General features: G+C 70.7%; 16 protein-coding genes and 1 pseudogene. 12 read left to right on the top strand and 5 right to left on the bottom strand.

Annotation, left to right across the window (positions count from 1 at the left end; genetic code table 11):
* Positions 1-136 precede the first annotated feature (136 nt).
* Positions 137-2,095 (bottom strand): acetate--CoA ligase, encoded by a 1,959-nt coding sequence (gene acs, locus ACIQ7M_RS35900; RefSeq protein ID WP_355759405.1) that lies wholly within the window; start codon positions 2,093-2,095, stop codon positions 137-139.
* 480 nt (positions 2,096-2,575) lie between these two features.
* Complete coding sequence (locus ACIQ7M_RS35895) at positions 2,576-4,960, bottom strand: bifunctional SulP family inorganic anion transporter/carbonic anhydrase (RefSeq protein WP_403652043.1); 2,385 nt, start codon at positions 4,958-4,960, stop codon at positions 2,576-2,578.
* A 328-nt stretch (positions 4,961-5,288) separates the two neighbouring features.
* Here ACIQ7M_RS35895 and ACIQ7M_RS35890 point away from each other — a divergent pair, with 328 nt between their 5' ends.
* Complete coding sequence (locus ACIQ7M_RS35890; RefSeq protein WP_403652040.1) at positions 5,289-6,560, top strand: hypothetical protein; 1,272 nt, start codon at positions 5,289-5,291, stop codon at positions 6,558-6,560.
* A gap of 59 nt (positions 6,561-6,619) precedes the next feature.
* Here the strand turns inward: ACIQ7M_RS35890 and ACIQ7M_RS35885 are convergent, their stop codons facing one another.
* Positions 6,620-7,603 carry an ATP-binding protein gene (locus ACIQ7M_RS35885; RefSeq protein WP_403652037.1) on the bottom strand — a complete coding sequence of 328 codons (984 nt, stop codon included), beginning with the start codon at positions 7,601-7,603 and terminating at the stop codon, positions 6,620-6,622.
* Between the two features lie 101 nt (positions 7,604-7,704).
* On the opposite strand from ACIQ7M_RS35885, the gene ACIQ7M_RS35880 reads away from it, so the two are divergent.
* Positions 7,705-8,529: an oxidoreductase gene (locus ACIQ7M_RS35880; protein WP_403652034.1), complete on the top strand. Its 825-nt coding sequence runs from the start codon at positions 7,705-7,707 to the stop codon at positions 8,527-8,529.
* 365 nt (positions 8,530-8,894) lie between these two features.
* On the opposite strand, the gene ACIQ7M_RS35875 is transcribed toward ACIQ7M_RS35880, so the two are convergent.
* On the bottom strand, positions 8,895-9,728 hold the full coding sequence (locus tag ACIQ7M_RS35875; protein ID WP_355759415.1) for an HAD-IB family hydrolase: 834 nt from the start codon (positions 9,726-9,728) through the stop codon (positions 8,895-8,897).
* 571 nt (positions 9,729-10,299) lie between these two features.
* On the opposite strand from ACIQ7M_RS35875, the gene ssd reads away from it, so the two are divergent.
* From ssd to ACIQ7M_RS35840, 7 genes and pseudogenes are all read left to right on the top strand, one after another.
* Positions 10,300-11,394, top strand: coding sequence for a septum site-determining protein Ssd (gene ssd / locus ACIQ7M_RS35870; RefSeq protein WP_403652031.1), 1,095 nt, complete (start codon positions 10,300-10,302; stop codon positions 11,392-11,394).
* Positions 11,391-12,857 (top strand): TadA family conjugal transfer-associated ATPase, encoded by a 1,467-nt coding sequence (locus ACIQ7M_RS35865; protein ID WP_403652028.1) that lies wholly within the window; start codon positions 11,391-11,393, stop codon positions 12,855-12,857. The genes ssd and ACIQ7M_RS35865 overlap by 4 nt, the downstream gene beginning before the upstream one ends.
* Before the next feature lies 1 nt (position 12,858).
* Entirely contained in the window at positions 12,859-13,716 is an 858-nt protein-coding gene (locus tag ACIQ7M_RS35860; RefSeq protein ID WP_403652025.1) for a type II secretion system F family protein, read from the top strand.
* Positions 13,713-14,495, top strand: coding sequence for a type II secretion system F family protein (locus ACIQ7M_RS35855; protein WP_403652022.1), 783 nt, complete (start codon positions 13,713-13,715; stop codon positions 14,493-14,495). Before ACIQ7M_RS35860 ends, ACIQ7M_RS35855 begins: the two co-directional genes overlap by 4 nt.
* 94 nt (positions 14,496-14,589) lie before the next feature.
* Positions 14,590-14,868: a DUF4244 domain-containing protein gene (locus ACIQ7M_RS35850; protein WP_403652060.1), complete on the top strand. Its 279-nt coding sequence runs from the start codon at positions 14,590-14,592 to the stop codon at positions 14,866-14,868.
* Positions 14,869-14,875: 7 nt separating this feature from the next.
* Positions 14,876-15,277, top strand: a complete 402-nt coding sequence (locus ACIQ7M_RS35845; protein ID WP_403652019.1) for a TadE family type IV pilus minor pilin — start codon at positions 14,876-14,878, stop codon at positions 15,275-15,277.
* A pseudogene (locus tag ACIQ7M_RS35840) lies at positions 15,274-15,724 on the top strand (Rv3654c family TadE-like protein); the annotation flags it as partial. The gene ACIQ7M_RS35845 and the pseudogene ACIQ7M_RS35840, both read left to right, overlap by 4 nt.
* A 159-nt stretch (positions 15,725-15,883) precedes the next feature.
* Here the strand turns inward: ACIQ7M_RS35840 and ACIQ7M_RS35835 are convergent.
* Entirely contained in the window at positions 15,884-18,376 is a 2,493-nt protein-coding gene (locus ACIQ7M_RS35835; RefSeq protein ID WP_403652016.1) for a DEAD/DEAH box helicase, read from the bottom strand.
* Positions 18,377-18,456: 80 nt separating this feature from the next.
* Between ACIQ7M_RS35835 and bldG the strand changes: the two genes are divergently transcribed.
* From bldG to ACIQ7M_RS35820, 3 genes are all read left to right on the top strand, one after another.
* On the top strand, positions 18,457-18,810 hold the full coding sequence (gene bldG, locus ACIQ7M_RS35830; RefSeq protein WP_037625427.1) for an anti-sigma factor antagonist BldG: 354 nt from the start codon (positions 18,457-18,459) through the stop codon (positions 18,808-18,810).
* 99 nt (positions 18,811-18,909) lie between these two features.
* Entirely contained in the window at positions 18,910-19,338 is a 429-nt protein-coding gene (locus ACIQ7M_RS35825) for an ATP-binding protein (protein WP_355759430.1), read from the top strand.
* Positions 19,339-19,683: 345 nt separating this feature from the next.
* Positions 19,684-22,092 carry a sodium-translocating pyrophosphatase gene (locus ACIQ7M_RS35820; protein WP_403652011.1) on the top strand — a complete coding sequence of 803 codons (2,409 nt, stop codon included), beginning with the start codon at positions 19,684-19,686 and terminating at the stop codon, positions 22,090-22,092.
* Positions 22,093-22,243: the final 151 nt, after the last annotated feature.

Genomic DNA, 22,243 nt, shown 5'->3' with positions numbered 1-22,243 from the left:
GGGGGGGGGGGGGGGGGGGGGGGGGGGGGGGGGGGGGGGGGGGGGGGGGGGGGGGCCGGCCCGGGGGGGGGGGGGGGCGGGCGGGGGGCGCGCCCCCCCCCACCCCTCAGGGCCGGGCCGGCGGGACGGACCCGCCTCAGTCCTCGCTGGGCGCGGCCGGCAGCTTCGCCTGGATCAGGTCCATCACCGTGGAGTCGGTGAGCGTCGTGACGTCACCGAGCTCGCGGTTCTCGGCCACGTCGCGCAGCAGCCGACGCATGATCTTCCCGGACCGGGTCTTCGGCAGCTCGGCCACCGGCAGGACCCGCTTCGGCTTGGCGATCGGGCCGAGCGTGGTGCCCACGTGGTTGCGCAGTTCCGCCATCAGCCCTTCGTCCTCGGTGGAAGCGGTCCCGCGGAGGATGACGAAGGCGACGATCGCCTGCCCGGTGGTCTCGTCCGCCGCACCCACGACCGCCGCCTCGGCGACCGCCGGGTGGGAGACGAGGGCGGACTCGACCTCGGTCGTCGAGATGTTGTGGCCGGACACGAGCATCACGTCGTCGACGCGCCCGAGCAGCCATACGTCGCCGTCGTCGTCCTTCTTGGCGCCGTCCCCGGCGAAGTACTTGCCCTCGAAGCGGGACCAGTACGTGTCGAGGAACCGCTGGTCGTCGCCCCAGATCGTGCGCAGCATGGACGGCCACGGCTCGGTGAGCACCAGGTAGCCGCCACCGCCGTCGGGCACCTCGTTCGCCTCGTCGTCGACGACCGTGGCCGAGATGCCGGGCAGCGCGCGCTGCGCCGAGCCGGGCTTCGTCTCGGTGACCCCGGGCAGCGGCGAGATCATCATCGCGCCGGTCTCGGTCTGCCACCAGGTGTCGACGATCGGCGTACGGTCCCCGCCGATGTGCTTGCGGTACCAGATCCACGCCTCGGGGTTGATCGGCTCGCCGACCGACCCGAGCACCCGCAGCGAGGTCAGGTCGAACTTCGCGGGGATGTCGTCGCCCCACTTCATGAACGTACGGATGGCCGTGGGCGCCGTGTAGAGGATCGTCACCCCGTACTTCTGCACGATCTCCCAGAACCGCCCCTGGTGGGGAGTGTCCGGCGTCCCCTCGTACATGACCTGCGTCGCGCCGTTCGAGAGCGGTCCGTACGTGATGTACGAGTGCCCGGTGACCCAGCCGATGTCGGCCGTGCACCAGTACACGTCGGTCTCCGGCTTGAGGTCGAAGACCGCGTGGTGGGTGTACGAGGCCTGCGTGAGATAGCCGCCCGAGGTGTGCAGAATGCCCTTCGGCTTACCCGTGGTCCCGGACGTGTAGAGGATGAACAGCGGCTGCTCGGCGTCGAACGCCTCCGGCGTGTGCTCGGCCGACTGCCGTCCGACGATGTCGTGCCACCACACATCGCGGCCCTCGGTCCAGTCGACGTCCTCGCCGGTGCGGCGCACCACCAGCACCTTGTCGACGCCGTCGACCCGGCTCACCGCGTCGTCGACGGCGGGCTTGAGCGCGGACGGCTTCCCGCGCCGGTAACCGCCGTCGGCGGTGATGACCAGCTTGGCGTCGGCGTCCTGGATACGAGTGGCGATCGCCTCGGCGGAGAACCCGCCGAACACCACCGAGTGCGCGGCGCCGATACGGGCGCACGCCAGCATCGCGACGACGGCCTCGGGGATCATCGGCAGGTAGACGGCGACCCGGTCGCCCTTGCCGATACCCAGCTCGGTGAGGGCGTTCGCGGCCTTCGACACCTCGTCCTTGAGCTCGGCGTAGGTGATGGCCCGGCTGTCGCCCGGCTCGCCCTCGAAGTGGATGGCGACGCGGTCGCCGTTCCCGGCCTCGACATGCCGGTCCACGCAGTTGTACGCGACGTTCAGCTTGCCGTCGGCGAACCACTTCGCGAACGGCGGATTGGACCAGTCCAGTGTCTCGGTCGGCTCGGTGGCCCAGGTCAGCCGACGGGCCTGCTCGGCCCAGAAGCCGAGCCTGTCAGCCTTGGCCTGCTCATACGCCTCCGCGGTGACATTGGCGTTCGCCGCCAGGTCGGCGGGCGGCGCGAACCTGCGCTCTTCCTTCAGCAGGTTGGCCAGGCTTTCGTTGCTCACGACATCTCCCTTTCCCAGGGTGTCCGTTGTGTCCCAGGCGACAGCTCATCAGACCGGGAGCCCGGTGACAAGGCCCGACCCGAAATTGGTTTAGACCTATGCCGTGCTGTCGGTCCGATCCTCGGTCCGTACGGCATACCGGCGCCCCGCGGTACGGCCCCGCCGCCCTTCACGAGACCACACGAGTTCGCACGAGTCTGCCCCCTTGTGGCACGTCCGTACCGGCCACCGGGTTCATCCGGGAGCGCGTCGCCTACTTCTGGGTGCGTCGCCGATGCCTGGGTGCGTCGCCTACCCATGAGGGTGTCGCCTGCGCCGGGGGGTGCCAGTTACGCCTGGGGTGCGTCACCCACGCCTGGTGGGAGCGGGCCGGGAGGCCCGGGAGGCCCGGGAAGGCCGGGAAGCCAGGGAGGGCTGGAAGCCCGGGAAGCTGTACGTGGTGCGCGGTCCCGCCGACCAGGACCGCGCACCACCGCCCGATCACACCGGATGCCTCAGCTCCTCCGCCGCGCCCGCCCGATCGAACGCGCCTACGTGATCGAACAGTTCGGCCCCGTCGGCCCCGGCCAGCAGATACGCCTGGGCCTCGCCGACGTGGAAGTACATCCCCTGTAGTTCGAGCACGCCCTCCCGAAGGGCTCGCGCCACGGACTCGTGCGCCCGCAGGTGCTCAAGCTGCTGCACGACATTCGTCAGGCAGAGCTGCTCCACCGTGTCGGCGGGTGCCCGTCCGGCGATCCGCGCACGCGGCCCGCCGTCGGCCATCCGGTCCAGGCTCGGCCGCCCGTGCCGCAGCCACCGCTTGAGCGGCGTGAGCGCCCCTCCTGGCTCCGACGCCAGCAAGGCCTGCATGGCCCCGCAGCCGGAGTGCCCGCACACCGTGATGGACCGCACCTTCAGGACGTCCACCGCGTACTCGATGGCCGCGGCCACCGAGTCGTCCCCGCTCTCCTTCCCGGGCGGCGGCACGAGGTTGCCGACATTGCGTACGACGAAGAGGTCGCCCGGACCGCTGGAGGTGATCATCGAGGTGACGAGCCGGGAGTCGGCACAGGTCAGGAACAGCTGGGACGGCCGTTGCCCTTCCCGGGCCAGCCGGGCCAGCTCGTCACGCACCAGCGGCGCGGTGTTGCGCTGGAACGCGCTGATTCCGCGCGCCAGTTGATGTCCGCTCGGTCTGGCCTCGTCCAACTCGTCCTCCTGTCCGTCCGGACGCGCCTCCGAGGGCGGGGGCCCCAGCTCGGCGGCGGCGTCGCACTGGTGGTTCCGCCAAGGTGTCCAGGGCCGGCAGCGGCAGTGTCCGGAGTCCGCGGGCTCGGCGATCCGCGTTCCGGTCCGCCCGCCGAGGTCGACCGTGCCGCCCTGGGCGACGTGGGTGCTCTGCCAGTCCTGCAGCGACTCGTACGCCGCGTGGTCCATGAACGAGCCGTCCAGGCGCACGACCACGTCCGTCCCTCGGGGCACGAGGTGCAGGGTGCGGCTGAGCCGGGGCACGGCGAGGAACGTCAACTGACCTCGTACGTGGACGTGATGGACTCCTTCCCTCTCCTCGTGTGTGATGCGGGTGCGGCCGAGCCGGTGCAGGGCGACACCGACGGCCACGGAGACCCCCAGGGCCACACCCTCGAGAACTCCGAGGAACACGACGCCGAATGTCGTGACGGCGTACACCAGGACCTCGCGGTGGCGGGTGACCGTGCGGATGTGGTGCAAGGACACCATCTGGATGCCGACGGCCATCACCAGGGCCGCGAGCGATGCGAGGGGGATCAGCTCCAGGATCGGGACCATCAGCAGCGCGGCAATCACTACGAAAACGCCGTGCAGGATCGTGGAGTTCCGGCTGACGGCACCCGCTTGCACATTCGCCGAACTCCGTACGGCGACACCGGCGATGGGCAGTCCGCCGAGCGCGCCGGAGACGACATTGGCGGCACCCTGACCGAGCAGCTCCCGGTCGAGGCGGGAACGGCCCACACGACCCTGGAGTTCCGGACGGCCGCTCACCAGCTTGTCCACGGCGACGGCCCCGAGCAGCGACTGGACGCTGCACACCAGCGTCACGGTGAGGACCGCGGCGACGATGCCGAGCACCGGCCCCTCGGGCAGCCCGGCCAGCGCGTGACTGCGCCAGGACGGCAGTTCGACCCTCGGCAGCGTCAGTCCGGCGGCCGAGGCTGTCAGGGTCGCTCCGGCGACGGCGATCAGCGCGGCGGGGACCTTGCGCAGCATCCGCCCGGTCCGTCCGGGAAGCCGCGGCCAGGCGAACAGCAGCACCAGGGTCAGCACGCTCATCGACATCGCCGCGGAGTGCATCCGGGCCACTTGCTCCGGCAGTCCGACGAGATTGTCGAGGACGGAGCTCTGCGGAATGCCTCCGAGGACGATGTGGAGTTGGGCCACGGCGATGGTCACTCCGATGCCGGCGAGCATGCCGTGCACGATCGCCGGGCTCACGGCCAGGGCCGTACGGGCGACCCGCAGGCAGCCGAGACCGAGTTGGGTGATGCCCGCCAGCACGGTGATGGCGCAGGTCGCGCGCCAGCCGTAGTGCTGGATGAGCTCGGCCGTGACGAGGGTCAGCCCCGCGGCGGGTCCGCTCACCTGGAGCGGTGAGCCGCCGAGCCGGCCCACGACCAGTCCGCCGGCGGCGGCGGCGACCAGCCCGGCCTGGAGCGGCGCGCCGGTGGCGAGGGCGATGCCGAGGGACAGGGGGAGGGCGATCAGGAAGACCGCGATCGAGGCGGACAGATCGGCGCCCGCGACACGGAAGCGTCGGGGCGGGGTCGGCGGGGGGCTGTGGGACTGGTGAATCTGCGCGGGCCGAGTCGGGTCGGCGGCGCGGGTGGGGACGCAGGCAGACATGGTTCCCGTCTCCTCCGGGGCGGCGCGGTCGCGGAACAGGTGATCCCCCGTCCGGAGTGGCGGGGGGCGGGTCGCGGCCGTGGGTCACGGCGTGCAGCGGCGGGATTCTTCAACGCTCGGTAAATGGATCGTAATGCAGAGTAAAGGGATGGTGTCGAAAATAGGGGCAATTGGGGCATTAATTCACCCCTCGGGGTGAAGTGGGTTGTTAGTCGGCTTGTCGTACTTATTCCTTCTCGGTCCCGTGAAACCTTGGCGGCCCTGTCGGTGCACAGCCGCGCCGGCGCCCCGACCGGCGCCGGCCGACGGAGGAGAAGGAGGGCGGAACATGGCCGCCACCCAGAGGATCGCCGCGGGTGTGGCATTCGCCGCGGTCTGCGCCGCGGCGCTCGCCGGCTGCGCGGGAGGCGGCACGCCTTCCCGTGAACGTGCGCAGGGCGCGAAGAAGGCGACGGGGGCTCCGGCGCCCAAGGCCGCGGTCCGCCTGATCGGCGACGGCTCCACGTCGTACACCGGGGCCCAACCGCATCTTCCGCGGCCCGAGCGGCTGAGTCCGGGCCGGAAGCCACCTCAGTTCGTGGTCTTCTCCTGGGACGGCGCCAGCGAGGACGGCCAGAGGCTCTTCTCCCACTTCCGGAAGCTCTCCAAGGCCAACCGGGCGACCATGACGTACTTCCTGAGCGGCGTGTACATGCTGCCGGAGGACAAGCGCGACCTGTACCGGCCGCCACAGCACTCTCCCGGCAGCTCGGAGATCGGCTTCAACGACGGGCAGGGCATCGCGGACACCGCGAAGCAGTTGCGCGGCGCGTGGCTGGAGGGCAATGAGATCGGCACGCATTTCAACGGTCACTTCTGCGGCACGGAGGCCGGGGTCGGTCAGTGGTCGGTCGCGGACTGGAAGAGTGAGATCGCCCAGGCGAAGTCGTTCGTGAAGTCCTGGAGGACCAATGCGGGCCTGAAGGACGCGGCCTCGCTGCCCTTCGACTACGACAAGGAACTCGTCGGCGCCCGCACTCCCTGTCTGGAGGGCCGCGAGAACTTCATGAAGGCGGCCCGCGAGCTGGGCTTCCGCTACGACAGCAGCGGTGTCGGCGACCAGGTCTGGCCGAAGAGGAAGGAGGGGCTGTGGGACCTGTCGATGCAGCTCGTGCCCTTCCCCGGACACTCCTACGAGCAGCTCACCATGGACTACAACTTCATGGTCAACCAGTCGGGGACGCGAACCCAGGGCGACCCGGCCAAGCAGGAGCTCTGGGGCCATCAGATGCGCGACGGGCTGCTGAAGGGCTTCGACCGCGCCTACGACGGCAATCGCGCGCCTCTGATCATCGGCAACCACTTCGAGTCCTGGAACGGCGGCACCTACATGCGTGCCGTCGACGAGGTCGTCGAGCGCGTCTGCACCAAGGCGGAGGTGCGCTGTGTCTCCTTCCGTCAGTTGGCCGACTGGCTCGACGCCCAGGACCCGGCCACCCTCGACAGGCTCCGTGGCCTCCGGGTCGGAGAGGCGCCGAAGCAGGGCTGGGCCTCCTTCCTGGCGGGCCGCCCTGCCCCGGCCCCGAAGGGTGTCCCCGGGGCACCGGCGCTCAAGCCGTAGTGGTGCCCCGGGCTGTGTCGTCGCTCAGGGCGTGGTGGTGTCCCGCGCCCCCTGCTTGATCAGGTCGCGGTGGCCAGGGGGCTTTCGCCGAGCACGAATCCGGGGTCGACCTGCCCGGTGAGGTCCGCCCCGGTCTTGGCGTTGCCCCAACTGGCGGCGTTCTTCAGGTGGAACTGCACCATCTGGCGCGTGTACCGCTCCCAGTCGCGCAGCTCGTACGTGGCGTCGGCGGCAGCCCGCAAGGCGTACAGCGAGCGCCGGTTGGCCTCCTCCAGGGTCTCGAAACGGGGCGGACGCCCCTTCTCCATGGCGCGCACCCAGTCCGAGTGCCCGACCGTGACCAGGAGGTCGTCGCCGACCTCCGCTCGCAGGAAGTCGATGTCGTCCTGGTTCTGCACCTTGTTGCCGACGACCCTCAGAGCGATGCCGAAGTCGCGGGCGTACTCCTTGTACTGGCGATAGACGGAGACTCCCTTCCGGGTCGGCTCGGCGACAAGGAACGTGATGTCGAAGCGGGTGAACAAGCCGGACGCGAAGGAATCGGAGCCCGCCGTCATGTCGACGACGACGTACTCGCTCCGGCCGTCGACGAGATGGTTCAGGCAGAGCTCCACTGCACCGGTCTTGGAGTGGTAGCAAGCCACTCCCACATCGGCCTCGGTGAACGGGCCGGTGACCATCAAACGGACCACGCCGCCGTCGAGTTCCACCGGTCGCGCGCAGGCGTCGTACACCGGATTGGTCTCGCCGACCCGCAGCAGCCGGGAACCCTCCCCGGGCGGGGTCGTCTTGATCATCGTCTCCGCGGAGGAGATGCGCGGGTTGGAGCCGCGCAGATAGTCCTTGATGAGCGGCAGCCGCTCGCCCATGGCGGGGAGCTCCGCGGCCTCCGTCTCCTCGAGTCCGAGCGCGGCCCCCAGATGCTGGTTGATGTCGGCGTCCACGGCGACGACAGGTGCCCCTGAGGCGGCGAGGTGGCGGATGAAGAGCGACGACAGGGTGGTCTTGCCGCTGCCGCCCTTCCCGACGAAAGCAATTTTCATGTTCACCAAGAGTAGTGCGATCGTCGCTCCTGGTGCTCGCGCCGCGTGAAGAAGACCACTCCTTCGTGGGGTGCGGGCCCAGGGTGCGTAGTGTCGTACTCATGAGTACGACAGGTGCGGCCGCCGATCCGCTCGCGGCCCTCGGTTCACTTCCCGGGGTGGCCGATTCCGTGGAGTCCGTGCGCAAGGCCGTGGACCGGGTCTACGGACACCGGATCATGCGGCGGCGCGGCAACGAGATCACGTCCGAGGCGGCGCTGCGCGGGGCCCGTGGTTCCGCGGCGCTGTCCGGGGCCGACTGGGCCCTCGAAGAGGTGCGTCGGCGTACGGACTTCAGCGTGGGGGAGGAGGACCGTACGGTCGGCGCCGCCCTGCGGCTGACCGCCGAGGCGGGCCAGCTCCTGTCCATCTGGCGGCAGTCGCCTCTGCGTGTGCTGGCGCGGCTCCACCTGGTCGCGGCGGCCGACAGAGGTGAGGCCGTCGGCCGGCCGAGGCAGAGCGGGGAGAGGGCCGAAGAGCCCTTGGTGGAGCTTCCGCTGCCGGACGCGGACGAGGTCGCGGGCCGTCTCGAAGGGCTGTCCCAGCTCATCATCGCGGGCGGTTCCGCCCCGGCCCTGGTCACGGCGGCCGTCGTCCACGGCGAACTGATCGCCCTGCGGCCGTTCGCCTCCCACAACGGACTGGTCGCGCGCGCCGCCGAGCGCATCGTCCTGATCGGCAGCGGTCTCGATCCGAAGTCCATCTGCCCGGCGGAGGTCGGCCACGCGGAACTCGGCCGTGCGGCCTATCTCGGGGCGCTGGACGGTTACGTCTCCGGCACCCCGGACGGCATGGCCGCCTGGATCGCGCACTGCGGCCGGGCCGTCGAGCTGGGCGCCAGGGAGTCCGCCGCGGTCTGCGAGGCGCTGCAGCGAGGCGCCGCGTAAGGGCGAGGTCACCTGGAAAAGGGTTGCGGCGGTACGAGTTCTCGTACCGCCGCTGGCACGTTCACCGGGTTACCAAGCGTCCTCGAGAAATGCCCATCAGGTCGGGATCTTCTGCCCGTCACCTGGTGCGGCTGGCCCGTAATCGACGGGTCGACGTCGCGTGGGTGCTCGATGTTCATGCTCGGTCCGTGGGGCCTGGTTGCGTTTGAAGGTGATCCTCGCGGATGTCCTTGGTCTCGCGGGCCGTTAAACCCTTTGTACTCCAGGTCCGGAGGAAGCGAAACCCCTTACCGCACTTCTTTACTTTTAGGTTCAAAAGGGTGAGAAATGGCCTTCATTTAGAACCTTCACGCGTGCGTGCGGGTTCATACCGCCGCTGCGCGGCGCCGGCTGGCGTACCAGACGAGTCCCGCCGTGGCCGCCGCGGCTCCTATCGCGGCCGCCGCGACGAGGGCGGGGCGAGGGGGTACGGACAGGCCGGGCAGCCGTTGCTTCAGCCGGACCGGGCGGTGGAAGTCCAGGATCGGCCACGAGCGGGCGACGGCCTCCCGGCGCAGCGCGCGGTCCGGATTCACCGCGTGCGGATGCCCGACGGACTCCAGCATCGGCAGATCGGTCGCCGAGTCGCTGTAGGCGTAGCAGCGGGGCAGGTCGTACCCCTCGGACGCGGCCAGCTCCTTGATCGCCTCGGCCTTCGTCGGCCCGTAGGCGTAGTACTCCACCTCTCCGGTGAAGCAGCCGTCCTCGCCGACGACCATGCGGGTCGCCACGACCCGGTCGGCGCCGAGCAGTTCGCCGATCGGCTCCACGACCTCGGCGCCGGACGTGGACACGATCACGACGTCGCGACCGGCCTTGTGGTGCTGCTCGATGAGCGACGCGGCCTCGTCGTAGATGATCGGGTCGATGAGGTCGTGCAGTGTCTCGGCGACGATCTCCTTGACCTGCTGGACGTTCCAGCCGCGGCACATCGAGGACAGATACTTGCGCATCCGTTCCATCTGGTCGTGGTCGGCGCCGCCCGCCAGGAACACGAACTGGATGTACGCGGTGCGCAAGGCCGCCCTGCGGTTGATCAGTCCGCCTTGGTAGAACGACTTGCTGAAGGTGAGCGTGCTCGACTTCGCAATGACCGTCTTGTCCAGGTCGAAGAAGGCCGCTGTACGAGGCAAGGAGTGGTTTTCCACGAGGTCGAGCATAGGGCCCACCATTCGGCGTAAGGTGAGGCGCGTGGGTTTGCCTGAGAAGGCTCTCGGGTACACCATGGAAGTCACGGATCGTTCGCGACCGTGCTAACCCGGTCCGACTCCTCCCCCCCCGAGTCGGCCGTGGGGACGACCCCCGCTCTCCCCCCCGGCGGGGGTCGTCGCATGTCCGGATGGGTTTTCTCCGCTTCTGCGCGACCCCGGGGCCTCCTCGACACCGTTGATTCCGCCCTCTTGGCGTACCCATGATCCGTCGCTGTGTGTAACTGTCGGGATGCTCTGTGGAAGTCGTTGAGCGTTCACCGGTAGGCGTGAAGGCGATATTCACAGGCGCCGAGTTGTCCACAGTTTTCGACCAAGATCCACACGATTTCCGGGATCGCCGCACCGTGATTCTCACCCGCTCCGTTCGTGGCCGGTTCATGACCGGTTCCGTTTGTCGGACGCGTTTGGCCGGTTCGTATCGGCCGTTCATATGGAGGCCGCTTGCCGGCTCTTCACACGAGCGGGAATCACGGGGTCCTGGAGGGCCCCGCGCAAGAAGCAGCGAAGGGGGCTGGAGATCGTGGCGGGAGCCATCACCCATGACCGGCCGCCCACCGCCGAGGGGCGGCAGGGCGGACCATTGATCGTCACCGAGGACGTCGACCTCCTCGACGACCTGCTGCGCCTGTGCGCCGCGGCGGGCGCGCGGCCAGAGGTCCATCACGGAATTCCGGAACGCCGGGGGAGCTGGGAGGCGGCACCCCTCGTCCTGGTCGGCGACGACGCGGCATCGCGAGTACGGGGCGCCGCGCGGAGAAGGGGAGTGGTCCTGGTGGGCCGGGACCAGGACGATTCCGGAGTCTGGCGGCGTGCCGTCGAGATCGGCGCCGATCACGTCCTGGTGCTGCCGGACGGCGAGCAATGGCTCGTCGACCGCATCGCGGATGTGGCCGAAGGAGTCGGCAGGCCCGCCCTCACCATCGGTGTGCTCGGCGGCCGCGGCGGGGCCGGCGCCTCCACGCTGGCCTGCGCGCTCGCCGTCACCTCCGCGCGTGAGGGAAAGCGCACCCTGCTCGTGGACGCGGACCCTCTCGGAGGCGGACTCGACGTACTCCTCGGCGGGGAGACGGCCGAGGGGCTGCGTTGGCCGGCGTTCGCGGCGTCCCGCGGCAGGGTCGGCGGCGGCGCACTGGAGGAGTCCCTGCCCCGACTGCACGCCTTGCGGGTCCTGAGCTGGGACCGGAGCGACACGGTCACCGTTCCCCCGCAAGCGGTGCGCGCGGTGCTGGCCGCCGCCAGACGGCGCGGTGGCGTGGTGGTCGTCGACCTGCCCCGCCGCGTCGACGAAGGTGTCGCCGAGATCCTCGCCCAACTCGACATGGGGTTGCTGGTGGTCCCCGCCGACCTGCGTTCGGTCGCGGCGGCCGGGCGGGTGGCGTCCGCGGTCGGCATGGTTCTGCGCGATCTGCGGATCGTGGTCCGCGGCCCCTGTGTGCCGGGCCTCGACGACCGCGAGGTCGCCCGTCTCCTCGACCTGCCCCTGGTGGGCGAACTGCCGGCGGAGTCCTTCCCGCTCGACGCCGGGCCGCCGCCGGGAAGCGCGGCGAAGGGGCCCCTGGCACGGTTCTGCGCGGCCTTCTGGAAGCGCGTTCCGGTCGAAGGAGGGGGCGTATGAGCTGGGACGCGAGAAAGGAGACGCGGAGCGGCCCACCAGGCCTCCCGCCCGCTCGGACGGAGGCGTGGGACGGGTCCGGGGCCGGCCCGGACGGTGGCGCGGGGCTGCTGGACGGCGTGCGGCAATGGCTGGCCGAGAGCGGGTCCGAACCGACTCCCGCGCGCGTGGCCCAGGCGCTGCGCGAGCAGGGGCGGGTGCTCGGGGACGCCGAAGTCCTCGGCGCGGCCGAGCGGCTGCGCTCCGAGCTGGTCGGCAGCGGTCCGCTGGAGCCGCTGCTTGCCGATCCGTCGGTGACCGACGTGCTCGTGTCGGCGCCCGACCGGGTCTGGGTGGACCGCGGCGGCGGCCTGGAGCTGACCACCGTGTCCTTCCCGGACACGGCAGCCGTACGACGTCTCGCGCAGCGCCTCGCGGCGGTGGCCGGCAGACGGCTCGACGACGCCCGCCCCTGGGTGGATGCCCGGCTGCCAGACGGAACCCGTCTGCACGCGGTGCTGCCACCGGTGGCCGTCGGCTCCACATGCCTGTCCCTGCGGGTCGTGCGGCCGCGCGCGTTCACCCTCGACGAGCTGGTGGCGGCGGGAACGGTGCCGCCCGGAGGGGACAAGGTGCTCAGAGCACTGCTGGACGCCCGGCTGTCCTTCCTCATCAGCGGAGGCACGGGCTCGGGCAAGACGACCTTGCTGAGCGCGTTGCTGGGGTTGGTGGGTCCGGGAGAGCGGATCGTGCTCGCCGAGGACTCGGCCGAGCTGCGGCCCGACCATCCGCACGTGGTGCGCCTGGAGGGGAGGCCGGCCAATCAGGAGGGCGTCGGTCTTGTCTCGCTCCAGGATCTCGTCCGGCAGGCCCTGCGGATGAGACCGGACCGACTGGTGGTCGGCGAGGTGCGAGGTCCGGAGGTCGTCTCGCTGCTGGCGGCGCTGAACACAGGACATGAGGGCGGCTCGGGAACGCTTCACGCCAACGCGGCGGCGCAGGTCCCGGCCCGGCTGGAGGCCCTGGGTACCGCGGCCGGCCTCGACAGGGCCGCTCTGCACAGCCAACTGGCGGCGGCACTGTCCGTGGTCCTTCATCTCGTACGGGACCGGACCGGACGACGCCGGATCGCCGAGGTTCATGTGCTGGAACGAGCCCCGTCGGGGCTGGTGGTGACGGTGCCCGCGCTGCGGTGGGGCGAGGACGCCTTCGCGTACGAACGGGGGTGGGAGCGGCTGCGGGAGCTCCTTCGGGAGGGGATCCAGGGATATCGAGACCCGGGGAGTCAGGAGGCGATCGGCTCGGTCTGGGGGTGTCGCGGGCCGATGGCGTCGGCCCGGGGGTGTCGCGGGCCGTTCGGGCTCGGGAGCGAGGAAGTTCCTCCGGACCGGGGGAGTGCGAGGAGTGCCTCGGAGGTGGTGGACGCCGGGCTCGTCACGGGGGCCGGACGTCGGGACGCGAACGGGGAATGGGATGAGGTTCGGTGAGATGGCGGACGCGCCCGCCGGAGCGGCCGTGGCGTGCGCCGGCATCGCGGCCTGGCTGATCGGCGGACACGGCTCGGGCGCGCGGAGAGCGAGGGCGCTGCTCGCCGGCGGCGGGGCGGCGACCGGGCCGCCCCTGTGGGAGCGGGCCCGTGTCGACTGGCCACGGCTGCGCGGGCGGCTGCGGCCCGAAGCGTGGTCGCTGGTGGCGGGAGCGGTGATCGCGGTACTGGGCACGTCACTCGTGCCCCTGCTCCTCGGAGCCGTCGGCATGCCCCTGCTGCGCCGGGTGCGGCGAGCGGGGGAGGCCCGGCGCGAGCGTGAGCGACGGGGCGACGCGGTGATCGCCCTGTGCGGCGCACTGGCCGGTGAGGTGCGGGCCGGACGCCAGCCGGGCGAGGCTCTGCTCGCGGCCGCACGTGATGCGGACGGACTCGCCGCGGCACAGCCGTTGGTGCTGGCCGCGGCGAGATTCGGCGGAGACGTACCGGGCGCGCTCACCGAGGCGGCACGGCAGCCCGGCGCCGACGGACTGGTGGGGCTCGCCGCGTGCTGGCGTGTGGCCGTGGACCGGGGCGCGGGACTCGCGGCGGGACTGGACCGACTGGAGGCCGCGCTGCGAGCCGAGCGAGATCAACGAGCCGACATGCGTGCCCAGTTGGCCGGGTCGCGCTCGACCGCCTCCATGCTCGCGGGCCTGCCCGTCCTCGGCCTCCTGCTCGGCACCGCGCTCGGCGCGGACCCCCTGCACGTGCTGCTGCACACCGGTCCGGGGCTGGGCTGCCTGCTGGTCGGCGGGGTGCTGGAGGGCGTGGGGTTGTGGTGGGCCCTGCGGATCGTAAGAGGAGCGGAGGTGGCATGAGCGCGGAAGTTGTCCACAGGCTGGGGGTACTTGTGTGCGGAGTGCTCCTGATCGGCCCACCGGCCCGTTGGCTCGGGGCGGTGCGGCGGGCGAGGAGAGTGCGTGGCCGTCTGGCCGCGCTGCTGCTCCCGGAACCCGCGCCATCAGCGCGGCGCCACGAGGTACGGGGCTTCGCCCGGCGATGGCTGCCCCTGCTGGGTGTCGTGTGTGCCGGCTGGGTTCTGATCGGCGGGCTCGTCGGAGTTCTGGTCGGGCTGGCGGCAGGGTTCGGAGTCCGGTGGTGGCTCCGACGGCGGAATCAGGCGCCTCCGGAGGAGTACGACGTGGCGTGGGCCGCCCGCCAACTGCCCCTCGCAGCGGACTTGGTGGCCGCCTGCATCGCTGCGGGGGCGAGTCCGGTGGCAGCCGCCCAGGCCGTCGGCGAGGCGCTGGGCGGACCTGTGGGTGAGCGGTTGGCCCGGGGCGCGGCGGAGGTGCGGCTCGGCGGCGAACCGGTTGACGCGTGGCGGAGGTTGGCGTCGCTGCCGGGTGCTCAGGGGCTGGCGCGACTGCTGGAGCGGGCGGGCGAGTCGGGCGTCCCGGCGGCTGTACCGGTGGGCCGGCTCGCGGCGGAGGCCCGCGCCGAGTGGGGGCGCGTGGCGACGGCGAGGGCCCGCCGAGCGGCCGTCATGGTCACGGCCCCGGTGGGGCTGTGCTTCCTGCCCGCCTTCCTCGCGATCGGGGTGCTGCCCGTGGTGATCGGGCTGGCCGGCGGATTGCTGCGAGGGGGTGGTGGGTGACGGGCGGCGAAGCGAGCGGTGAACGGCGGCGACGGACTGCAAGTGGGCGAAGTGACCTACAAGGCTGAATCTCACGGAGGTTGAAATGAGCGGGATGGCGCGAGTTCTCGGACCGGCGCGAGGGCGGGGACGAGAGCAGGAGCAGAACCAGGGGCAGGGGCAGGGGCGAGGGCGTGCGTGGAGGCGGGTGTGGGTCTGGACGGTCGCGTCCGTCGCGGCGCGGAGGGACGCGGGGATGGTCACGTCCGAGTACGCGGTGGGTGTCATCGCGGCGGTGGCCTTTGCCGCCGCGCTTTACAAGGTGGTGACGAGCGGACAGGTCGGCGAGGAACTGCAGGGCATCGTGGGGCGGGCGCTCAATGTCCAGATGTGAACGCCGCATGGGACAAGCCAAGTTGAGGGCGGGTCCGGCCTCGCGCCGGGACGGTGGATTCGTCACCGCCGAGGCCGCCGTGGTCCTGCCCTCTCTGGTGCTCGTCGGCATGGCGCTCGTCTGGGCCCTGCTCGCCGCGTCCGCGCAGATCCAGTGCGTGGACGCGGCGAGGGCGGGCGCTCGGTCCGCGGCGCGCCAGGACCCGGAGGAAGCAGTGCTGGAGACGGTCCGTCGCGCGGCCCCGCCCGGCGCGAAGGTCACGGTGGGCCGGGAAGGGGACCTGGTTCGGGTCACCGTCGGCGCGCGGACACCCGGTCCCGCCGCTCTGTCCCTTGAACTGAAGGACGAGGCGGTGGCGCTGGCGGAGGAGACGGTGGGGGATACGACCGCGGGGGTGGAGCGGAGATGAGGAGCCGGAGTGCCGAGCTGAGCCGGCGATGGGCGTGGCCGCCCGTCGGGAGGAGCCGTCGAGCGCGGTGGCGTGTGTCCTCCGACCGGTGGTGTGCGTCCCCCGACCGGTGGCGTGCGTCCTCCGACAGAGGGTCCGCGACCGTGTGGACGGTGGGCGCGGTCGCCGTGCTCTGTGCCGTCTTCGGGGCGGTGCTCTCGATGGGACAGGCCGTCGTCGTGCGGCATCGAGCCGCAGGAGCCGCGGACTTGGCGGCTCTCGCTGCGGCGGACCACTGGAGCGACGGTGGCACGGCGGCCTGCGCCCGCGCGGACCGGGTGGCCCGAGCACAGAGTGCGCGGCTCGTGCGGTGCGAGGTCGAGGGCCAGATCTCGGACGTGACGGCGTCGTCCGGAACGGGACCGATCACCGCCGAGGTCAGATCGAGGGCGGGTCCTGCCGGGTCGTGCACCCGCGTATCACCCGTTCGGCCCAACCGGGCCCAACTTTCCTCCGACCGGCCGCCGACCCTCCCCCATCCGGCCCATCCGGCCCATCCCGCCCATCCAGTCCATCCGACCCTGGCGACCCGCCCGGACCACTCCCGGCCCGACTGCCCCCGCCGGGCTACTCGCGACCCGGCTCCTCATCGACCGGTGCCTCCGGAGCCGGCTCCGGTGCCGCCCGCAGGAGTTCCGTGAGCAGGCGTACGGCGCCCCGCTTGTGGAGGGGATCGTTGCCGTTCCCGCATTTGGGGGACTGGATGCAGGAGGGGCAGCCGGCGTCGCACTCGCACGAGGCGATGGCCTGGCGGGTGGCCGTGAGCCAGGAGCGGGCGGTGTGGAAGGCCCGCTCGGCGAATCCGGCGCCGCCCGGGTGGCCGTCGTACACGAAGACGGTGGGCAGGAGCGTGTCCGGGTGGAGCGGTACGGAGACGCCGCCGATGTCCCAGCGGTCGCAGGTGGCGAACAGCGGCAGCATGCCGATCGAGGCGTGCTCGGCGGCGTGCAGGGTGCCGCCGAGGATCTCCGGGTTGATCCGGGCCGCGTCGAGCTGGTCCTCGGTGACCGTCCACCAGACGGCACGGGTGCGGAGCGTGCGGGGAGGGAGGTCGAGCTTGGTCTCACCGAGTACTTCGCCGGTGATGACACGTCGGCGCAGGAAGGAGACGACCTGGTTGGTGACTTCCACGGAGCCGTAGCACAACCGGCCCTCGCCCCAGGGGACTTCGACGTCGGTCTCGAGGACGGCGATGGTGGTCGTGTCGCGCGCGACCGTCGAATACGGCGGGCTGGCCTCCTCGACCAGGGCGACGGAGTCCTCCAGGTCCAGCTTGCGCACCAGGTACGTACGGCCCTGGTGCAGATGGACCGCGCCCTCGTGGACCGCCGTGTGCGCCGCGCCCTCGTCGACCGTGCCGAGCAGGCGGCCGGTGCCGGCCTCGACGACCTGCACCGGGCTGCCGCCGCCCCCGCGGATGTCGGTCAGGTCGACGGCCCGCTCCCGGCGCGTCCAGTGCCAGGCCGTGGCCCGGCGGCGCAGCAGCTTCGCGGCCTCCAGTTGCGGCAGCAGTCCGGCGGCGGCGGGGCCGAAGAGGGCCAAGTCCTCCTCCGTGAGCGGGATCTCGGAGGCGGCGGCGCACAGGTGGGGGGCCAGGACGTACGGGTTGTCCGGGTCGAGGACGGTGGATTCCACCGGTTGGTCGAACAGGGCCTCCGGGTGATGGACGAGGAAGGTGTCCAGCGGGTCGTCGCGGGCGACCAGGATCGCCAGCGCGCCCTCTCCGGAGCGGCCCGCGCGGCCGGCCTGCTGCCAGAGGGAGGCGCGGGTGCCCGGGTAGCCGGAGATGACGACGGCGTCGAGGCCGGAGATGTCGACGCCCAGTTCGAGGGCGGTGGTCGCGGCGAGGCCGAGGAGTTCTCCGGAGTGCAGCGCGCTCTCCAGGGCGCGGCGTTCCTCGGGGAGGTAGCCGCCGCGGTAGGCGGCGACGCGCCGGGCCAGTGAGCGGTCGATCTCGGTGAGGCGTTCTTGGGCGATCAACGCGATCAGCTCGGCGCCACGCCGGGACCGTACGAAGGCGATCGAGCGCATGCCCTGGACGGTGAGGTCGGTCAGCAGGTCGGCCGTCTCGGCGGTGGCGGTACGCCGGACGGGTGCACCTTTCTCGCCGTGCACTTCGGTGAGCGGGGGCTCCCACAGGGCGAACACGAGTTCCCCTCGCGGGGACGCGTCGTCGGCGACCTCGACGACGGGGAGGCCGGTCAGGCGGCGCGCCGCGACCGAGGGCTCGGCGGCGGTCGCGGAGGCCAGCAGGAAGACGGGAGAGGCGCCGTAGCGGGCGCAGAGGCGGCGCAGGCGGCGCAGGACCTGGGCGACGTGGGAGCCGAAGACGCCGCGGTAGGTGTGGCACTCGTCGATGACGACGTAGCGCAGGGCGCGCAGGAAGGAGGACCAGCGGGGGTGGGAGGGCAATATCCCGCGGTGCAGCATGTCGGGGTTGGTGAGGACGTAGTTCGCGTACTGGCGCACCCATTCGCGTTCCTCGAAGGGTGTGTCGCCGTCGTACACGGCTGGGCGAACTGCATGGCCCAGCGGTTGTGAAAGTTCCTTCACCGAGCGGCGCTGGTCGGCCGCCAGGGCCTTGGTGGGGGCCAGGTAGAGGGCGGTGGCACCCCGGCCGTTCGGGGCCTCGGAGCCCTCCAGGAGGGCCGTCAGGACGGGCGCGAGGTAGGCGAGGGACTTGCCGGAGGCGGTGCCGGTGGCGACGATCACCGACTCCCCGTCCAGGGCGTGCTCGGCGACGCGCGCCTGGTGGGCCCAGGGGTGTTCGATGCCCGCCGCCTGCACCGCGGCGATGACCTCCGAACGGATCCGGTCGGGCCAGACGGCATGGCGACCCTCTCGCGGGGGCAAGTGCTCCGTATGAGTGATGCGCGAAGCCCGGCTCGGCCCCGAGGCGAGCCGGTCCAGGACGGTGGTCGGCGAGGGGCGGGAAGCGGTGTCCGCCGAGGATCGATCGGATCGGTGATTCTTGGCCATCGGCATCGAGTGTGTCACTGGCGTGACGGACAATGGGCCCAAGGCGTCGTGCACGCCTGCCGGTAAGTGATTGAATGCCATCGCGGCTGGCGAACCGTCCCGGGGGCTCTGCCGAGGTGTCCCATGGGGCGACCGCTCGATAGCAAGGTGCTGGAGGATCCGTGGACCTGTCTCTGTCGACTCGCAATGTGTCCGGCCCTAATGGCGACCGTACGGTCGTCGAGGTCGGCGGCGAAATCGATGTATATACCGCGCCCAAGCTGCGAGAGCAGCTGGTCGAGCTGGTGAACGACGGTAGCTTCCACCTCGTCGTCGACATGGAGGGCGTGGACTTCCTCGACTCCACCGGTCTCGGCGTGCTGGTGGGCGGCCTGAAGCGCGTCCGGGCTCATGAGGGCTCGCTGCGTCTGGTCTGCAACCAGGAGCGCATTCTGAAGATCTTCCGTATTACCGGCCTCACCAAGGTGTTCCCGATCCACACCTCGGTGGACGAGGCGGTCAACGCGACCGACTGACGGCCGGTCTCCCGGGTCGTGGGCCCGGGATCGCACATCGGGGACCGGGCCCCGTGGCCCGGCCCCCAGACAGCACGCCCGTAGTTCAGAGGGGGATGCATGGCCACCGTTGAACTCCGCTTCAGCGCGCTGCCCGAGCACGTCAGGACCGCCCGACTGGTGGCGGCAGCGGTGGCGCGCAGGGCCGGAGTGGACGAGGCCGTCCTCGACGAGGTCAGGCTCGCCGTCGGTGAGGCCTGTACTCGTGCCGTCGGGCTGCACCAGAGCGGCGGTATCGCGGCGCCGGTGCACGTGTCGCTGATCGAGGAGGAGAAGCAGTTCTCCATCGAGGTCGGTGACGAGGCGCCGGGTTCGGTGCCCGGCGGGGCGGCGTCCGGCGCCGCCTCGGAAGCGGAGGCCGAGGAGGACGAGATGGGCCTCGCGGTCATCAGCGGCCTCGTCGACGACGTGGAAGTCATCGCCGGAGAGCACGGCGGATTGATCAGGATGAGCTGGCCGACCACGCCGCCGGCCGTGGCTCTCTCCTGACAGCCGTCCCTCTTAGTTTGTCCTGAAGGGCCCTACTCGGTGGGGCCCTTCGGCATGTCCGGGGACGTGCTTCCGTCCTTGTCGTGATCGCGCACTCAGGTGATCGTGTATTCCGGGTGATCGCGTACGGCGTTTCGTGAATTGATTCACGATCAGGCGCGTGATAATTGGATCAAGCGTCAACGCTTCTGGGGCATTACTGCATTTGGGTCCGTGGACGCCTGTCGATCATTTGCTGAAGGGCAAGTGAAGACTAATTCCGCTTACCGCGCACTGTTTTGATCAGGTTCCGGTATCTAGAATCCGTCCACATCTTGAGCTCAGCCCAAGCGTCAAGGAGGACGAATGGCGGGGCTTTCTACCCCTCATCAGTTTGACCACCCCACAACCTTCGCAGCCGCGGTCCTGACGGACGGCAACCGCCTCATCGTGACGGTCGTCGCGGTCGTCGCCGTGGCAGCGCTCGTGGTCGCCGGGATCCTGGTGCGCCAGGTTCTCGCGGCCGGCGAGGGCACCGACAGCATGAAGAAGATCGCGACGGCGATCCAGGAAGGCGCGAATGCCTACCTGGGACGTCAGATGCGCACGCTCGGCGTATTCGCCGTCGTGGTGTTCTTCCTGCTCATGCTGCTTCCCGCGGACGACTGGAATCAGCGCGCCGGACGGTCGATCTTCTTCTTGATCGGCGCGGCGTTCTCGGCGACCACCGGCTATATCGGCATGTGGCTCGCCGTACGGAGCAATGTCCGCGTGGCAGCCGCCGCACGGGAAGCGACCCCGGCGGAGGGTGAGCCCGAAAAGGATCTCACCGCCGTCTCGCACAAAGCCATGAAGATCGCTTTCCGCACGGGTGGCGTCGTCGGCATGTTCACGGTGGGGCTCGGTCTGCTGGGCGCCTCCTGTGTGGTGCTCGTGTACGCGGCCGACGCGCCGAAGGTCCTGGAGGGCTTCGGTCTCGGCGCGGCACTGATCGCCATGTTCATGCGTGTCGGCGGCGGCATCTTCACCAAGGCCGCCGACGTCGGGGCCGACCTGGTCGGCAAGGTCGAGCAGGGCATCCCGGAGGACGACCCGCGCAATGCCGCGACGATCGCCGACAACGTGGGCGACAACGTGGGCGACTGCGCCGGTATGGCCGCAGACCTCTTCGAGTCGTACGCCGTCACGCTCGTCGCTGCGCTGATCCTCGGCAAGGTGGCGTTCGGCGACTCCGGGCTCGCGTTCCCGCTGATCGTGCCCGCGATCGGCGTACTCACCGCGATGATCGGCATCTTCGCGGTGGCGCCCCGGCACTCCGACCGCAGCGGCATGTCCGCGATCAACCGCGGGTTCTTCATCTCCGCGGTGATCTCGCTCGTCCTGGTGGCCCTCGCCGTCTACATCTACCTTCCGGGGACCTACGCCGAACTGGACGGGGTCACGGACGCGGCGATCAAGGCCAAGGGCGGTGATCCGCGGATCTTCGCGGTCGTCGCCGTCGCGATCGGCATCGTGCTGGCCGCGCTCATCCAGCAGTTGACCGGCTACTTCACCGAGACCAGCCGCCGTCCCGTCCGGGACATCGGCAAGAGTTCCCTCACCGGCGCGGCCACCGTCGTCCTCGCCGGCATCTCCATCGGACTCGAATCGGCCGTCTACACCGCCCTGTTGATCGGCCTCGGCGTGTACGGGGCCTTCCTGCTGGGCGGTACGTCGATCATGCTGGCGCTGTTCGCCGTGGCGCTCGCCGGAACGGGCCTGCTCACCACGGTCGGTGTCATCGTCGCGATGGACACCTTCGGCCCCGTCTCCGACAACGCGCAGGGCATCGCCGAGATGTCCGGCGACGTCGAGGGCGCGGGCGCGCAGGTGCTCACCGACCTGGACGCCGTCGGCAACACCACCAAGGCCATCACCAAGGGCATCGCCATCGCCACCGCCGTCCTCGCGGCCTCGGCCCTCTTCGGCTCGTACCGTGACGCGATCACCACGGCCGCGAGCGACGTGGGCGAGAAGGTCTCGGGAGCGGGCGCGCCGATGAACCTGATGATGGACATCTCGCAGCCCAACAACCTGGTGGGTCTCATCGCGGGGGCCGCGGTCGTCTTCCTCTTCTCGGGGCTGGCGATCAACGCGGTGTCGCGGTCCGCCGGGGCGGTGGTCTACGAGGTGCGGCGGCAGTTCCGCGAGCACCCGGGGATCATGAACTACTCCGAGAAGCCCGAGTACGGAAAAGTCGTCGACATCTGCACCAAGGACGCGCTGCGCGAACTCGCCACACCAGGCCTGCTCGCGGTGCTCACCCCGATCGCGATCGGTTTCACGCTCGGCGTCGGCGCGCTCGGCTCGTTCCTCGCGGGCGCGATCGGCACCGGCACGCTGATGGCGGTCTTCCTCGCCAACTCCGGTGGCGCGTGGGACAACGCGAAGAAGCTCGTCGAGGACGGCCACCACGGCGGCAAGGGCAGTGAGGCCCACGAGGCGACGGTGATCGGTGACACGGTCGGTGACCCGTTCAAGGACACGGCGGGCCCCGCCATCAACCCGCTGCTGAAGGTCATGAACCTGGTGTCGCTGCTGATCGCTCCGGCGATCGTCAAGTTCTCGTTCGGCGACGACAAGAACGTCGGCGCACGGGTGTTCATCGCCATCCTCGCGTTCATCGTGATCGTGGGCTCCGTGTACGTCTCCAAGCGGCGCGGTATCGCCATGGGCGACGAGGAGGACAACGACGAAGGGGTCGCCAAGTCGGCCGATCCTGCGGTGGTTTCGTAGCGCACTGGCTCCGCGTCCGATCCGGCACGGAATTCCGTGCCGGATCGGAGAACGGGCCAACGGGCGGGCGCACGGCGCGTGTTGAAGCGTCGTGCGCCCGCCTTGTGTGTGTTCACGTTGCTGTCGTGAGCCTTCTCTCGCTTGGTGCAAA

Source organism: Streptomyces sp. NPDC096324 (assembly GCF_044763015.1).
Classification (GTDB): Bacteria; Actinomycetota; Actinomycetes; order Streptomycetales; family Streptomycetaceae; genus Streptomyces.
This window is presented reverse-complemented; position numbering and strand designations above follow the sequence as displayed.

What these genes read in the sequence shown, in the direction of transcription:
- ACIQ7M_RS35880 (WP_403652034.1), top strand. Translation starts at nt 7,705, where the DNA reads ATGAGTACGACAGGTGCGGCCGCCGATCCGCTCGCGGCCCTCGGTTCA.
- ACIQ7M_RS35835 (WP_403652016.1), bottom strand. Translation starts at nt 18,376, where the DNA reads ATGGCATTCAATCACTTACCGGCAGGCGTGCACGACGCCTTGGGCCCA.
- ACIQ7M_RS35895 (WP_403652043.1), bottom strand. Translation starts at nt 4,960, where the DNA reads ATGTCTGCCTGCGTCCCCACCCGCGCCGCCGACCCGACTCGGCCCGCG.
- ACIQ7M_RS35855 (WP_403652022.1), top strand. Translation starts at nt 13,713, where the DNA reads ATGAGCGCGGAAGTTGTCCACAGGCTGGGGGTACTTGTGTGCGGAGTG.
- ACIQ7M_RS35850 (WP_403652060.1), top strand. Translation starts at nt 14,590, where the DNA reads ATGGCGCGAGTTCTCGGACCGGCGCGAGGGCGGGGACGAGAGCAGGAG.
- ACIQ7M_RS35890 (WP_403652040.1), top strand. Translation starts at nt 5,289, where the DNA reads ATGGCCGCCACCCAGAGGATCGCCGCGGGTGTGGCATTCGCCGCGGTC.
- ACIQ7M_RS35875 (WP_355759415.1), bottom strand. Translation starts at nt 9,728, where the DNA reads ATGCTCGACCTCGTGGAAAACCACTCCTTGCCTCGTACAGCGGCCTTC.
- ACIQ7M_RS35885 (WP_403652037.1), bottom strand. Translation starts at nt 7,603, where the DNA reads ATGAAAATTGCTTTCGTCGGGAAGGGCGGCAGCGGCAAGACCACCCTG.
- ACIQ7M_RS35825 (WP_355759430.1), top strand. Translation starts at nt 18,910, where the DNA reads ATGGCCACCGTTGAACTCCGCTTCAGCGCGCTGCCCGAGCACGTCAGG.
- ACIQ7M_RS35860 (WP_403652025.1), top strand. Translation starts at nt 12,859, where the DNA reads ATGGCGGACGCGCCCGCCGGAGCGGCCGTGGCGTGCGCCGGCATCGCG.
- ACIQ7M_RS35865 (WP_403652028.1), top strand. Translation starts at nt 11,391, where the DNA reads ATGAGCTGGGACGCGAGAAAGGAGACGCGGAGCGGCCCACCAGGCCTC.
- ACIQ7M_RS35820 (WP_403652011.1), top strand. Translation starts at nt 19,684, where the DNA reads ATGGCGGGGCTTTCTACCCCTCATCAGTTTGACCACCCCACAACCTTC.
- ACIQ7M_RS35845 (WP_403652019.1), top strand. Translation starts at nt 14,876, where the DNA reads ATGGGACAAGCCAAGTTGAGGGCGGGTCCGGCCTCGCGCCGGGACGGT.